Annotated in this window: 11 protein-coding genes; all 11 read left to right on the top strand. The window is 48.2% G+C overall.

Annotated features, from left to right (window positions below):
* Positions 1-8: 8 nt before the first annotated feature.
* The 11 genes from rsxB (at position 9) to A596_RS20510 (ending at position 15390) form a co-directional block, all read left to right on the top strand.
* Entirely contained in the window at positions 9-656 is a 648-nt protein-coding gene (gene rsxB / locus A596_RS20560; RefSeq protein ID WP_039918394.1) for an electron transport complex subunit RsxB, read from the top strand.
* Positions 656-3004, top strand: a complete 2349-nt coding sequence (gene rsxC / locus A596_RS20555; RefSeq protein WP_039918392.1) for an electron transport complex subunit RsxC — start codon at positions 656-658, stop codon at positions 3002-3004. The genes rsxB and rsxC overlap by 1 nt, the downstream gene beginning before the upstream one ends.
* Positions 3004-4074 carry an electron transport complex subunit RsxD gene (gene rsxD / locus A596_RS20550; protein WP_039918389.1) on the top strand — a complete coding sequence of 357 codons (1071 nt, stop codon included), beginning with the start codon at positions 3004-3006 and terminating at the stop codon, positions 4072-4074. Before rsxC ends, rsxD begins: the two co-directional genes overlap by 1 nt.
* 29 nt (positions 4075-4103) lie before the next feature.
* Entirely contained in the window at positions 4104-4769 is a 666-nt protein-coding gene (gene rsxG / locus A596_RS20545; protein ID WP_039918387.1) for an electron transport complex subunit RsxG, read from the top strand.
* Positions 4762-5478 (top strand): electron transport complex subunit E, encoded by a 717-nt coding sequence (locus A596_RS20540; protein WP_039918384.1) that lies wholly within the window; start codon positions 4762-4764, stop codon positions 5476-5478. Before rsxG ends, A596_RS20540 begins: the two co-directional genes overlap by 8 nt.
* A 94-nt stretch (positions 5479-5572) precedes the next feature.
* The gene (locus A596_RS20535; protein WP_039918382.1) at positions 5573-6430 is read left to right on the top strand and encodes a mechanosensitive ion channel family protein; all 858 of its coding nucleotides are present in this window, start codon (positions 5573-5575) and stop codon (positions 6428-6430) included.
* Between the two features lie 154 nt (positions 6431-6584).
* The gene (locus A596_RS20530; protein WP_084128729.1) at positions 6585-7286 is read left to right on the top strand and encodes a DUF3800 domain-containing protein; all 702 of its coding nucleotides are present in this window, start codon (positions 6585-6587) and stop codon (positions 7284-7286) included.
* Positions 7287-7401: 115 nt separating this feature from the next.
* Positions 7402-8121, top strand: a complete 720-nt coding sequence (locus A596_RS20525) for a proteasome-type protease (RefSeq protein ID WP_039918379.1) — start codon at positions 7402-7404, stop codon at positions 8119-8121.
* A 264-nt stretch (positions 8122-8385) separates the two neighbouring features.
* Positions 8386-11781: a transglutaminase family protein gene (locus A596_RS20520; RefSeq protein ID WP_039918376.1), complete on the top strand. Its 3396-nt coding sequence runs from the start codon at positions 8386-8388 to the stop codon at positions 11779-11781.
* A gap of 146 nt (positions 11782-11927) precedes the next feature.
* Positions 11928-14477, top strand: a complete 2550-nt coding sequence (locus A596_RS20515; protein ID WP_039918373.1) for a circularly permuted type 2 ATP-grasp protein — start codon at positions 11928-11930, stop codon at positions 14475-14477.
* A 10-nt stretch (positions 14478-14487) separates the two neighbouring features.
* On the top strand, positions 14488-15390 hold the full coding sequence (locus A596_RS20510) for a transglutaminase family protein (RefSeq protein WP_039918371.1): 903 nt from the start codon (positions 14488-14490) through the stop codon (positions 15388-15390).
* The last annotated feature ends 45 nt before the right edge of the window (positions 15391-15435 follow it).

Raw genomic sequence — 15435 nt, 5'->3', positions numbered from 1 at the left:
CCAGCATCATGATCGACGTTATCCTGCAAAACCCGATTCTCAGCGCGCTCCTGGCGTTAGGTGGATTATCCGCTGCCTTCGGGGCGATCCTGGGTTTTGCGGCGGTAAAATATAAAGTGGACGGTGACCCACTGGTCGAGCGCATCGATGCGTTGTTGCCACAAACCCAATGCGGCCAATGCGGTCATCCCGGTTGCAAGCCTTACGCACAAGCCATCGTTAACGGCGAAGACATCAATAAATGTCCACCCGGCGGCCAGGCGACGATTAATGCCCTCGCCGATTTGCTTGATGTACCTGCCCCGTCACTGGACACTGAGCACGGCGAATATTCCGAGGTCAAGAAAGTCGCGTTTATTCGCGAGGAGGAATGCATAGGCTGTACTAAATGTATCCAGGCCTGCCCAACGGATGCGATCCTCGGCGCAGCTAAACAAATGCATACGGTAATCGCCGATGAATGCACGGGTTGTGATTTGTGCGTGGAGCCCTGCCCGGTGGATTGTATCGATATGATTCCAGTGCAAACCGATCTCAATGCCTGGAAATGGACGCTGCCCACCACTAACCAGAAACCGCTATTCCATGTAGTGGCCAACGAGCTCAATTTGATCGCTTCTGACCGCCGCAACAGCGACGACGAAAAGGCCGCGTAATGACCAGTTTAACCAGAGTTTGGGATATTCCCGGCGGCATTCATCCACCGGAAAATAAAAACCAGTCGCTGCAATTACCGCTGGGCGAAATTCCCCTGCCGCCGCTACTAGTCATCCCATTGAACCAGCATATGGGCACCCCGGCCCAACCGGTGGTGCAGGTTGGCGATTCAGTGTTAGCGGGGCAATTAATCGGCGCTGCCGATGGCACTTTTAGTGCGAATACCCACGCCTCCACTTCTGGAACGGTGATCGCGATTGAAGACCGGGCAATTCCCCACCCTTCCGGAATTGCCGCGCAATCCATTGTGATCCAGCCCGATGGTTTGCATGCGTGGATTGAAAAAGAAGAGTGCGCTGATTTTCGCGCGCTGGATCGCCTGGAATTGCTCGATAAAATTCGCGCTGCCGGAGTGGCCGGATTAGGTGGCGCCGGTTTTCCCACCGCCGTAAAACTTGCCCCGAAATCCACACAAGTCATTGATACATTAATTCTCAACGGCGCCGAGTGCGAACCCTACATCACCGCTGATGATATGTTGATGCAAGTACGCGCCAATGAATTAATTGCGGGCACGTTATTGCTTAGCCATATTTTGCACCATCCCGAAAAATTATTGATCGGTGTGGAAGACAACAAACCCAAGGCCATCGCCGCGCTAAAAATGGCAATCGCGGCGGCAGCGGTGACTGATCCCGAAGCAAAAAAAATCCAGGTCGTTTCTTTCCCGACAAAATATCCGTCGGGCGGCGCAAAGCAAATCATCCAGATATTAACCGGACGCGAAACACCGAGCGGACATCACTCGGCGGATATCGGTGTGATTTGCGTTAACGTCGCAACCGCAGTTGCCGCATGGCGCGCAGTGCGCTACGGCGAACCGATGATTTCGCGTGTGACGACGATTGTGGGTGAAGCATTGCAAACCCAACGCAATATTGATGTGTTATTCGGCACTCCAATTAGCTACGTATTAGAGCAACACGGTTTTGATGCGAATCGCGCGTCACGCGTCGTAATGGGCGGCCCGATGATGGGTTTCACGTTGTTGGATCTGGATGCGCCGGTCATTAAAACTACCAATTGCATTCTCGCACCGGGAAAGCAGGAATTGCCGCCGCCCGCACCGGCACAAGCCTGCATTCGCTGCGGCCTGTGTGCAGAAGTGTGCCCCGTCAGTTTGTTACCGCAACAATTATTCTGGTATGCACAAGCAGAAGATTTTGATCGACTGGAAACACACAATTTATTTGATTGCATTGAATGCGGTGCATGTTCCTACGTGTGTCCAAGTTCGATTCCGCTGGTGCAATATTACCGCGCCGCCAAAGGCAGCATTCGCCAGCAAGAAATAGAAAAAGAAAAAGCGGATCGCTCTCGCCAGCGGTTTGAATTCCGTCAGGCGCGTATCGCTAAAGAAGAAGCGGAAAAAGAAGCCAAACGTTTGCTTCGCCAAAAAGCAGCAGAAGAAGCGAAGAAAAAACTGGCGGAAAAAACTATCGCTACTTCTGAGCCGCTGGAAGCGCTTGCAACAACAACTGACATTGTTGCTGCGGCAGTTGCCAAAGCAAGTGCAGTACAAATATCTGCTGACGAACAAAAGATAAAACTCGAACGCATGGTCAATGCGGCGAAGAGCACACTTGAGTTTGCGCAAAAACCCCTGGTGCCAAATAAAACCAATCCGGTAATCAGCGAGGAACAACTTGTTAAACAGCAAGTGCGTGTTAAACAAGCTGCATTAAAACTTGCTGAAGCCGAGAAAAAACTGGCGGACTTTATAGCGACCCAACCGGAGCTAGCTGCCCCGGAACCATTACCAACTGCCACCACACCTGCAGTGGCAACCACCACCGCAATAGACGATCCGATTGCAGCGGCGATCGCGCGTGCACAAGCAAAACTGGCAATTTCACCTGCCGATAGAATTCGTAGCAACATCGAATCCTTGCACTCGCGTTTGGCTAAAGCCGAAGAACGCGTTGCTGAAGCAAAAGCTGACGGCAGTATCAATGTGGCCGCGCTACAGCAAGGTGTGGACAAACTGCGCGAAAAAATTGCTGAAACAGAAGCGCAATTGACGGAACCCGGTGCAAATGAGCCAGTAGCGGTGAAAGCGGAAAAAACTGCCGCGCAGATTGCCATCGAAAAAGCCAGACAAAAAGCTACAGCCATGGCAAACAAAAGTGATGGGCAAAAACGGGCCGAACAAATCCAGGCATTGCAATTGCGCCTGCAAAAAGCGCGCGAGCGTTTGGCTCAAGCCGAAGCAGAAAATGATCCCAACATTGAAGCCTTCCGTCTTGGCGTCACCAGGCTGGAAGAAAAACTGAACGAGATTGCCTGATGGCATTATTAAATATCACCTCCCCCCACACCCACGGGGCCAATCGCACCGGGCGCATTATGCGTTTGGTTGTCTATGCCACATTTCCCGGCATAGCGGCGCTTACACATTTTTTTGGCATCGGTGTATTAATCAATGTTTTTTTAGCAAGCATCACCTGCCTCGCATTTGAAGCAGCAGTGATGAAGCTGCGCCAGCGCCCGATTATGTTTTATTTGCGCGATTGCAGCGCATTGGTAACAGGAATTTTAATCGGTGTTTCATTACCGGCTTATTGCCCCTGGTGGTTAGTGATCAGCGCAAGTTTTATTGCGATTGTACTTGCGAAACAATTGTATGGCGGCATGGGTTTTAATCCGTTTAATCCAGCAATGGTCGCTTATGCGTTATTACTAGTTTCTTTTCCTTTGCAAATGAGCGCATGGCCAACACCATTACCTTTATTGTCTGATGGTCAAACGACACCGAGCCTCGTTGCGGCACTGGAAAAAATATTCTTCGGCACACACATTGATGGTTACAGTTCGGCAACGGTGCTGGACATCATGAAACAAAATGCCGGTTTAACGCTGGACGATTTATACAAAAAAGAAGCTGTATTTAATGGCCGTTGGGCTGGCGCCGGTTGGGAATGGGTGAATATTGCGTTTTTGATTGGCGGTATTTATTTGCTCTACAAAAAAGTATTTACCTGGCACGCACCAATTTCCATGCTCGCCGCACTCGCCATTATGGCCACACTCTTTTATGACAGCGGCAGCTCCAACTCCAGTGGCTCGCCGATTTTCCATTTGCTATCCGGTGCAACCATGCTCGGTGCATTTTTTATTGTGACCGATCCGGTGACATCAGCGGTCAGTAATAAAGGGCGTGTCATTTACGGCGCGCTGATTGGCGTTTTGATTTATGTGATTCGCAGTTGGGGTACCAGTTATCCTGACGGTGTTGCTTTTGCGGTATTACTGTTAAATTTCGCGGCACCGTTTATCGATTACTACACCACACCGCGCACCTATGGCCACAAAAAACCGCGCCGTGCGACCGATAGCACACCGCGCGATGGCCATTGAGCCGATGTGAAATAAACAAAGAGCAAATCATGCTTGGTAGATCCATCAGCAAAAACAGTTTAATTCTCACCGCCTTTGCGCTTGCCACGGCAGGGGCACTGGCATTGACCAATCTCGGTACGCAAGATCGAATTGCCAGCGCCGAACGCGCGGCACAACAACGCGCGCTCTATGAAATTATTCCGCTCAGCCAACACGATAACGATTTATTAACCGATACCATTCCCGTTCCGCAATCCGGGTGGAGCGATTTGGGGGTGGATGCCACCGGCAAAATCCATCGCGCACGCCGTAACGGTGAAATATCTGCATTGATTATTCCCGCAGTAGCACATGATGGCTACTCGGGTGATATCAGTATGATCGTGGGGGTGAACCGCGATGGGACTATTGCCGGTGTGCGCATTTTATTGCACAAGGAAACACCGGGGTTAGGTGATAAAATCGAATTGAAAAAGAGCCAGTGGATTTTAAATTTCGATGGCAAGAGTTTGCAGGTGCCAGTCATTGAAGAATGGAACGTTAAAAAAGACGGCGGCACTTTTGATCAATTTGCCGGGGCAACAATTACACCGCGTGCAGTTGTCGGCCAAATAAAACGCGTGCTGGAATTCGTCGCATTGAATCAGGAAAGTTTATTTAGCAGCGTACAACCCCCGGCAACAACATCGTCAACCGGTGAATCCCATGAGTGACGTTAATTACAAAGATATTATTGAAAAAGGCATCTGGAGCAATAATGCGGCGCTGGTACAAGTGCTCGGCCTATGCCCCTTGCTCGCGGTTAGCTCCACGGTAGTCAATGCCCTGGGTCTTGGCCTGGCAACATTACTGGTGTTAACCACTACGAACTCGGCAGTATCGCTGTTGCGTCATTATGTTAGCGATGCTATCCGCCTGCCCGCGTTCGTAATGATTATCGCCTCTGCCGTAACTTGTATTGAATTGTTGATGAAAGCATTTACTTACGAGCTTTATCAAATCCTCGGCTTATTTATTCCATTGATCGTCACCAACTGCGCGGTGCTTGGTCGCGCCGATGCATTCGCCAGCAAACATAAATTAACACCCGCGGCTGTCGACGGTTTTATGATGGGCCTTGGTTTCTTGCTGGTGCTGGTATGCGTGGGAGCGGTGCGCGAATTACTGGGTACTGGCCATATTTTTTCTGATATGCATTTACTATTTGGCGAGCCAGCGCGTAACTGGCAACTGAATGTGTTTGGGGCCGATTATCCCAATATGATTTTTGCGCTCTTGCCGCCCGGGGCATTTATTGTGGTGGGTTTTTTGATTGCATTGAAAAATATCATCGATGCGCAAATCAAAAAGCGCGTCGAATCACGTAAGACAGAAACAGTAAAAGGCAGCAAGCGCGTTCGCACTACCGGTTCAGTTGCCTGATTCAATCCTGTAATGCCAGGGTCATACCCTGGCTTTAGGATTAGTCGCAAAATTCTATTTCCCATTTAATGCAATTATGGATATGAGGTTGCCCATGTTTGGTATCGAAGAAGCTAAAATGATTGTTATCTACGACAAGTTTATTGTGCCGTGGAGTTTGAAAATCCTGGTTGCATTACTGATTTTTCTGATCGGTCAATTAGTAGCAAAAATTATCGCGCGCGTATTAGGCAAAGTATTAAGGCACACCAAGCTGGATAAAATCCTGGTGGACTTTATCCAATCATTAGTGAATGCCCTGTTACTGGTATTTGTGATTGTCGCCGCGCTTGATCAGCTTGGAGTAAATACCAATTCGGTTATCGCGGTATTGGGTGCGGCCGGCCTGGCAATTGGTTTGGCGCTACAAGGTTCCCTGCAAAATTTCGCCGCCGGATTTATGTTATTAATTTTCCGGCCGTTTAAAGATGGCGATTTTGTAGAAGCAGCAGGAACGTCCGGCATTGTGGAAAAAATCGGTATCTTCTCCACCACCTTGCGCACCGGGGATAACAAAGAAGTCATCATTCCGAATGGTTCTATTTATAGCAGCAACATTACTAATTATTCCAAGCGCGCTACCCGCCGTATCGATATGATTTTCAGCATCGGTTACAACGATGATATCCGTCTCGCTCGCGATGTTATCGCGGCAATCATTAAAACCGAATCACGTATATTGTTTGAACCGGAGCCACAAATTGTAGTTGGGGAATTGGGCGCAAGCAGTGTGAATTTCTTCGTCCGCCCCTGGGTAAAAACCGACGATTATTGGGATGTACGATTTTCCCTGAACGAAAAAATCAAAATCGCATTTGATGAACACGGCATCACGATTCCGTTCCCGCAAATGGATGTGCATTGGAATAAACAACAAACAGGAAAAGCCTTATTGGCAAAACAGGAAAAATGAAGCTTGACATAAAACCAGTGCATCTTTAGGCTCTACGGTGAGTCGGGAGTGCTGACCTTTTCGCAGTGCGCCTGGAATATTTATTCCGCCTGGCTTACCAATTTACACAGGCCGCCTTAATGGCGGCCTGTTTCATTCAAATGGAATTGAAAATATGCATCTGATGTATGTTGATGAATCTGGCTCAGTCAGCGATCCCGCCCAAAAATACTTTGTTCTTGCCGGAGTTTCTATTTTCGAAAGAAGAACCCATTGGATCGAACAAAACCTTAATGAAATAGCAAAACAATTCTCGCCTGAAGATCCTCACCTAATCGAATTACATGGATCACCTATGCGTTCCGGACGAGAAGGCTGGAAGGCGTTCTCATTAATTGATCGATTAACTGCAATCAAAACAGCATTAAAAGCAGGTATTGCAGATTATCATTCGAAGGGGGTTAACTTGTTTGGTGTGGTTATTAGGAAACAAATTCTGGTTGGTGTAGATCCTGTCGAATATGCATTTGAACAGCTATCGAGCAGGTTTGATTTGTTCCTTAAACGCCAGCATAACAAATACAACGATCCGCAACGAGGCATAATCATTTTCGATAATTCCACTACTGAACAGCGCATTCAGACCTTGGCCAGGGAATTCAAATACACTGGTCACACCTGGGGGAAAACCAGTAATTACGCTGAAGTGCCAGTATTTCTTGATTCAAAAGCCTCAAGGTTAATTCAATTAGCAGATTTGGCAGCCTACGCGTTATTTCGATTTTATGAATATGAAGACCCATCTTTCTACAATGTGATTAAACATTGCTTTGACTCTGAAGGCGGTGTTTTGCATGGGTTACACGTTAGGCAATAGCGCACCCATTTGCCCCACAGTGGTGCACTTGAGGCGTCGTCAAAAATTGCCTTGACGCTGATTTGGCCTGCTCTTAACCTAGGCGCCCTTTTTTCTCCGAGCTCCGGTTGTAGTTATGACCTATTGTGTCGCCATCAAAGTCAACGCAGGTGTCGTTTTCTGTTCCGATTCCCGCACTAATGCGGGTGTCGACCAGGTCAGCACCTATAGCAAGATGTATCACTTTGGTATTCAGGGCGACCGTCAGCTGGTGATCAACTCCGCCGGAAACCTGGCTACTACCCAGTCAGTTATCGCCAAGATCCGCAAAGACATTAAAGATGGGGCAGATGTAAGCCTGGAAACCGTAACCAGCATCCATGATGCCGCCGACTATGTAGGCGAAATCAGCGTGGCGATCCAGGAAAAACATGCCCAGCACAACAGCAACGTGAGCTTTGAAGCCAGCTTCCTGCTGGGAGGTCAAATTGGCCTGGATACCCCGGCCGTTACCTTGATTTACCCCCAGGGGAATCACATCACCACCTCGGACCAAACTCCCTACCTGCAAATTGGCGAGAGCAAATACGGCAAGCCAATCCTGGATCGCATTATCAAACCGGAAACTGCGCTGGATACAGCATCACTTTGTGCGCTGGTTTCCATGGATTCCACCATGCGTTCCAACCTCACTGTTGGCCCGCCGATTGAATTGGTGGTTTATGCCACCGATAGCGGCGCGATTAAACACAGTTCGTTCTCTGCTGATAATGAATATCTGCGTAACCTGACCAAATCCTGGGATCACCAGATAGTACAAGCGTTCTTACAATTACCTCCGCCGCCGCAGAGTTAATTGCATAACATCTCAAAAAAAACGCCGCAGCCTTTGCGGCGTTTTTGTTTCTGCGCGACTTAAATAAAAACGGCGCAGTGCACTCATGGTGCAGATATTGCCTTACCTAACCTGAACCACGAAAAGGTCAGTTAACCCGCATGAAATGTGAATGTCACAGCATCACAACGATTACGGATGATAATAATTTGCCCTTTTCCCGACCTGATGCACACTTGAGTGCACCAGCATGGTCCACATTACGGTTACTGGAAGGAAATTTTTATGGCTATTCGTGTTGCCATTCACCATAAGACTGAATACCACTTTGATCGTTTAACGAATCTTTTTCCCCACGTACTGCGCCTGCGCCCGGCACCCCATAGCCGCACCAAAATTCATAGCTACTCATTGAAAGTTGAGCCCGAACATTTTATTAACTGGCAACAGGACCCGTTCGGCAATTTCCAGGCGCGCCTGGTTTTCCCCGAACAATGCACGCATTTAAAAATTGAAGTGGAAGTTATCGCCGAGATGGCATCCATTAATCCGTTTGATTTTTTTGTAGAAGATTATGCGGAGCACGTGCCGTTTGAATATGACCCTCAACTCAAACGCGAATTAATTCCCTACCTGGAAATCAGCGAAGCCGGCCCATTGTTAAGCAAGCTGGTGAATAAAATCAAAACCGAAATCCGCCATCGTCAGGTCACGGAAAAGCCCTGGCACATTAACGATTTTATGGTGAGCATCAACCAACAATTGCAACAGGATATTGGTTATGGTGTACGCCTTGAACCAGGGATACAAACCTGCGAAGAAACATTAACGCTAGCAAAAGGCTCATGCCGCGATAGCGCCTGGCTGCTGGTACAAATTTTTCGTCACCTGGGTTATGCCGCGCGTTTTGCGTCGGGGTATCTGGTGCAACTAACAGCCGATGTAAAAGCACTTGATGGCCCCAGCGGCCCGGAAAAAGATTTCACTGATTTACACGCATGGACAGAAATTTTTGTACCCGGTGCCGGCTGGGTTGGCCTCGATCCCACCTCCGGTTTATTAGCGACTGAAGGGCATATTCCACTCGCGTGCACACCTGATCCCATTTCCGCCGCACCTATCACTGGTGCCACCAGTAAATGCGAAGTGGAATTCAGTTACAGCAACGATGTGTTTCGTATCCTTGAAGATCCACGCGTAACCAAACCTTATACCGAAGAACAGTGGGCGACCATTAATGCACTGGGCGCAGCAATCGATAAAGAATTAATTGAACAGGATGTACGCTTAACTACCGGCGGCGAACCCACATTTGTTTCTATCGATGATATGGAATCCGAGCAATGGAACACCGGCGCACTGGGCACCGATAAATTACACCTCGCTAAAGATTTATTACTGCGCATGCGCAGCACCTTTGCGCCTAATGGTTTATTACATTATGGACAAGGAAAATGGTATCCCGGTGAAGAAGTACCGCGCTGGGCATTAGGTTGTTTCTGGCGCACTGATGGTGAAGCCCTGTGGCGGAACCCGGCGTTAATCGCACGTGTGGATAAAAATTATGGTTTAACACATCTGGATGCAAAAAAATTCGCGCACGCGCTCTGCGATAAACTGCAAGTAAACAGTGAGCACATTATTCCCGCATTTGAAGATACCTTGTACTACTTGTGGGCTGAACAAAAATTACCGGCCGATATAGATCCATTAAAAGCAGATTTAAAAGATGACCTGGAACGGCGCCGTATCGCCAGGTTATTATCGCGTGGATTAAATACCGAATCCGGTTATGTATTGCCGCTTGAATGGAATTATCTGCAACAAAACTGGCTCACGGGCCGCTGGAAGTTACGTTCGGAAAATTTATTATTGATTCCCGGCGATTCACCACTCGGTTTGCGTTTACCGCTTAATTCGCTGGAGTTTCCCGAGCATGAGTACGAGCGTTATCACCCGGAAAATGATCCGCTGGAAATTCGCGCACCGCTCGCGCCCAGTGGCCAGCAATACACGCAATTGATTGCCGAAAAAGCATCGGCATCACCAATAACCAATCCCCAACCGCAAGCAGTGCAAACAGCGTCGAAAAAACTTTATACCGAAGCCGGTTATGTCATTCGCACTGCGTTGTGTTTTGAAGTGCGCGATGGTCGCATGCATTTATTTATGCCCCCGCTCACCTACCTCGAACATTATGTTGCCTTGATTGAAGCAATTGAAGACACGGCGTCGGCCCTGGGAATACCGGTCATTATTGAGGGTTACGAACCACCGAAAGATTATCGTTTGAAGAAATTTTTAATTACACCTGACCCGGGCGTTATTGAAGTGAATATTCATCCGGTAGAAACCTGGAATGATCTGGTAAAAAATACCGAAGCACTTTATGAAGACGCGCGGCAATGCCGTTTGGGTACCGAAAAATTTATGCTCGATGGCCGCCACTCAGGTACGGGGGGCGGTAACCACGTCACCTTTGGCGGTTCAACACCGGCGAATAGCCCGTTTTTGCGTCGCCCCGATTTATTGCGCAGCCTGGTAACTTACTGGCAACACCATCCGGGTCTTTCCTATTTATTTTCCGGATTATTTATCGGGCCAACGAGTCAATCACCGCGTGTCGATGAAGGCCGCGATGAAATGCTCTATGAATTGGAAATTGCGTTTAAACAAATGCCCGATGGTATTGTAGAGCAACCCTGGTTAGTCGATAGATTAATGCGCAATTTATTAATTGACATTACCGGCAACACCCATCGCTCGGAATTTTGCATCGATAAACTATATTCACCGGGTAGCGCCAGTGGCCGCCAGGGCATTCTGGAATTTCGCGGTTTTGAAATGCCGCCCCACGCGCGGATGTCGTTAGTGCAAATTTTATTGTTGCGCTGTTTGATTAGTCGCTTCTGGAAAAATCCGTATCGCCAACCGTTAGTGCGCTGGGGTACGTTATTGCACGATAAATTTATGTTGCCACATTATGTATGGGAAGACCTGCGCGATGTCGTGAATGATTTGAATGAAAATGGCTATCCATTTCAACTTGAATGGCTCGCCGCGTTTGAAGAATTTCGTTTCCCCCATTATGGCCGCGTACAACTGGATGATATCCAGATTGAATTACGCTGGGCGATCGAACCCTGGCATGTGTTGGGCGAAGAAATTAGCAGTTTTGGTACATCGCGCTATGTGGATTCTTCCGTAGAAAGATTGCAAGTCAAAGTCAGCGGTTTAACGCCAGGCCGTTATGTGCTCGCCTGCAATGGTCGTCGCGTTTGTTTAAGCCCCACAGGAAAAAACGGGGAATATGTTGGTGGCGTACGCTATCGCGCCTGGCAACCGCCATCGGCATTGCATCCAACTATCGGCATTCATTCGCCGCTGGTATTTGATTTGATTGATACCTGGAATGGCAAAAGTATTGGCGGTTGCAGCTATCACGTCAGCCACCCGGGTGGACGCAGCTATGACCGATTCCCTGTGAATGCTAACGAAGCAGAGTCGCGCCGTGGTAATCGTTTCTTTGATATTAACTATACGCCCGGTGCATTACCTATCACACCAGCAGGGAAAATATTGCGCGAATTTTTTGAGCATAAACATCCACCGCGCCCTATGGCCCCGCCACCGGAGGAACCGGCGGATGAATACCCGCACACCCTGGATTTGCGCCGCTGATGAACCCTTCACCGCTTAACATTGTCACAGGTTGCACGCCATGCAATCTGTGACAAATATTCAAGGCAGCAAATCGCGTTACAATAATCGCGTTGATAACAACAACGGCTCAACACCAACGAACCATCACCAACCAGATAAATGCAATGAATTCCACACTTATGGAAACCCGGGTCGATACCAGCCAAGGTGCTTTTAGTTATCCATCACCACAACAAGGGGTGGATGAAGCCTACGATGCAGAGGGACAAATTCGTCCCTACTGGCGATATTTGTTGCACAGCTTGGAAAGCCTGGGGCACGACACCATTGAAGAGCGCCAGAAAAAAGCACGGCGGATTCTGCGCGATGATGGTGCCACCTATAAAATTTACGACGAACCTGATGCAAACCAAAGTTGGCAACTCAACCCTATTCCACTGCTCATTAATAGTGAGGAATGGAATCAAATCGAAACCGGTTTGATTGAACGCGCCGAATTATTTAATTTATTACTGCAAGATATTTACGGTGAACGTAAATTAATTCGCCAGGGAATTATTCCGCCGGAATTATTATTTTCCCATCAGGGGTTTTTGCGCCCTTGCCACGGGGTGAAGTTGGCCGGTGCCCACCAATTAATTTTACACGGTGTCGATTTAGTTCGCGCGCCCGATGGTCAGATGCGCGTGATGGGTGACCGTACCCAGGCGCCTTCCGGTGCGGGTTATGCGTTGGAAAATCGCACAGTGATGAACCGTGTATTTCCCAGTTTATTTCGCGATAGCCATGTGCATCGGTTGTCATTATTTTTTGCGCGTTTACGTCAACGCTTGCATGAATTAAATCCGAATGGTGGCATTGCACATATCGTGGTACTCACCCCGGGCATCTATAACGAAGCCTATTTTGAGCATGCCTATCTCGCTAATTATTTGGGATTTCAATTAGTGCAAGGCAGTGATTTAAGTGTGCGCAATGGTTACGTGTGGATGAAAGCGCTGGATGGATTAAAACGTGTCGATGTTATTTTACGTCGCGTTGATGATGTGTACTGTGATCCGGTGGAATTAAAAGGGGACTCCCGTTTGGGTGTACCCGGATTATTGGAAGTTGCGCGTATCGGCCATGTAGCAATTGCGAATCCGCTCGGCTCCAGTGTGTTGGAAAATCCGGCACTCTTGCGTTACCTGCCTGCAATTGCGCGCACGTTTTTTGGTCGCGAGTTACAAATACCCTCAGTAAAAACCTGGTGGTGCGGCAATCCGGATGACCTTGAGTATGTGTGTGCAAATTTAAAAGATTTATTGATCAAACCAACCTATCGCCGTCCCGGTTTATACGAAGCCTACGGTGCCGATCTGGACGAAACCAAACTGCTGGCCTGGCAAAATCGCATTCGCAAAAATCCTTACCAATTTGCTGCACAGGAATATGTTGCCGGTGCGCAAACACCTACCTGGCACCAGGGAAAAATTTTACCGCGCGCGTCAGTGTTGCGGACTTTTGCCGTTGCGAGTGAAAGCTCTTATGCGGTAATGCCCGGCGGGCTCACGCGCGTTAACCTTGATACCGGTAAAAAAATTATTTCCAACCAGCGCGGTTCCGTTTCCAAAGACACCTGGGTACTTGCATCAGAGCCGGAAAAACAAATTAGTTTACGCCCTGTCGATGTACAACCGATCAACGAATCCGGCAGCGCACTGCCCAGCCGTGTGGTAGAAAATTTATTCTGGATGGGTCGCTACGCAGAGCGTGCTGAATCCGCGTTGCGTTTATTGCGCACGGTATTTATCCAACTCAATCGCACCGAGAAATTACCCGATACTGTACAGCGCACCTTGCTCAGCGCCGTCACGCATGTAACGTCAACCTATCCCGGCTTTACCAGCTTGCAACCAGCGTTGTTGAAAAATCCGGAACCGGAAATGATTTCAATTATCCTGGACCAGCAACGCATGGGCAGTGTTGCCAATAACCTGACTGCGATGATCAATTCTGCTGAACAAGTGAAAGAACAATTATCCAGTGACACCCAGCGCGTAATTAATGATATTGGCGATGAATTGGAGTTGCTGAAAACCACCCTGGAACCCAATGCATTATCTGCACCGGAAGAAACGCTTGCGCCCCTGATTACTACGTTGCTCGCCTTTGCGGGTTTAATCCATGAAAGTATGACGCGCGGCAACGGTTGGCATTTCATCGAAATTGGCCGCCGCCTTGAGCGCGCATTGCAAATCACCAGTATGTTACGCTCGATGTTAACCGCGCGCCTTGATGAGGTTGACCAGGAGAGTTTAATTGAGTCCAGCTTGTTATGCGGCGAAGCATTAATTCCTTATCGTCGTCGCTATCAAAATGGAATTCGTATCGACCAGGGTTTGGAAATGATTATGCTGAACCCCAGGAATCCACGTTCACTGATTTACCAATTAATCCAATTGGAGCATCATTTTGCTGAATTACCGGACGATCACGAAACCTTCAGTACCGAACAAAAATTATTATTGGAGGCCACCACAGCATTGCGGCTGAGCAATATAAAAACACTGGTAAAAACTACTAGCGGTATTCGCGCAGAATTGGATCAACTGTTATCGCGGACACAATATTTAATTTCCAGCATAGCCAAAACTATTGGCCAACGCTATTTTGATCACACCGAGGGCCCACAATTGCTGGTAAAAAATACTCACTGGCAGGATCAACTCTAGGGCGCTCATTATGAAATATCGAATTCACCATAAAACCCGCTACCAATACACACTGCCCGTGAGCCATTGTTACAACCTTGCATATGTATTGCCGCGCGCAACTGAACGCCAGCGAATTGATGACATCAAGATTGAGGTATCACCAAAAGTCAGCACTCGCGTCCAGCACACTGACTATTTTGGTAATCACTTTTTGCAATTTTCGATTGAAAAAGATCACAGCGAATTGGAAGTCAGCATCACCAGCGAGTTATCGATTAAAGATAACACCGGCAATATTAATCTGGACTTTGGGACACCCTGCGCCTACGTAAAATACTTACTGCAAAATAGTAAAGATTGGGAGACCTTGTGCGCGCGTGAATTCATGCTCGACTCACCCATGGTGCAACAACATCCGGATCTGGCCGACTATGCAGCATCCAGCTTTAGCGATGATCGCCCGTTTTTATCGGCGGTTATGGATTTAACCCAACGGATTTATAAAGATTTTACCTACGACCCGCAATTTTCCGACGTCGCCACCCCACTTGCCGATGTATTAAAACATAAACGCGGCGTATGCCAGGATTTTGCACATCTCGCGATCGGTTGTTTACGTTCCCTGGGTTATCCGGCACGTTATGTGAGCGGCTACCTGGAAACCCTGCCACCACCCGGGCAAGAAAAATTAGTAGGGGCAGATGCTACACATGCATGGTTTGCCGTTTATTCACCGGGCGAAGGCTGGTATGAGTTTGATCCCACCAATAACACCATCACCGGTGCGCAACATATCACTACTGCCTGGGGACGGGATTATTCGGATGTCACCCCGTTAAAAGGCGTTATTTTTGGCGGAGGCCATTTACCGCAGTTATTGGTATCGGTGGATGTGCAACGAATAGCAGATAATTACATCTTCGGTTTATAAAAAAGCAGTGGTTTTTTTGCGTCCACTGCTGTTTCAACATTTCAA

The organism is Cellvibrio mixtus subsp. mixtus J3-8 (assembly GCF_000766945.1).
GTDB lineage: Bacteria > Pseudomonadota > Gammaproteobacteria > Pseudomonadales > Cellvibrionaceae > Cellvibrio > Cellvibrio mixtus_A.
The sequence above is the reverse complement of the archived record's forward strand: the minus strand, read 5'-3'. Positions and strand labels throughout refer to the sequence as shown.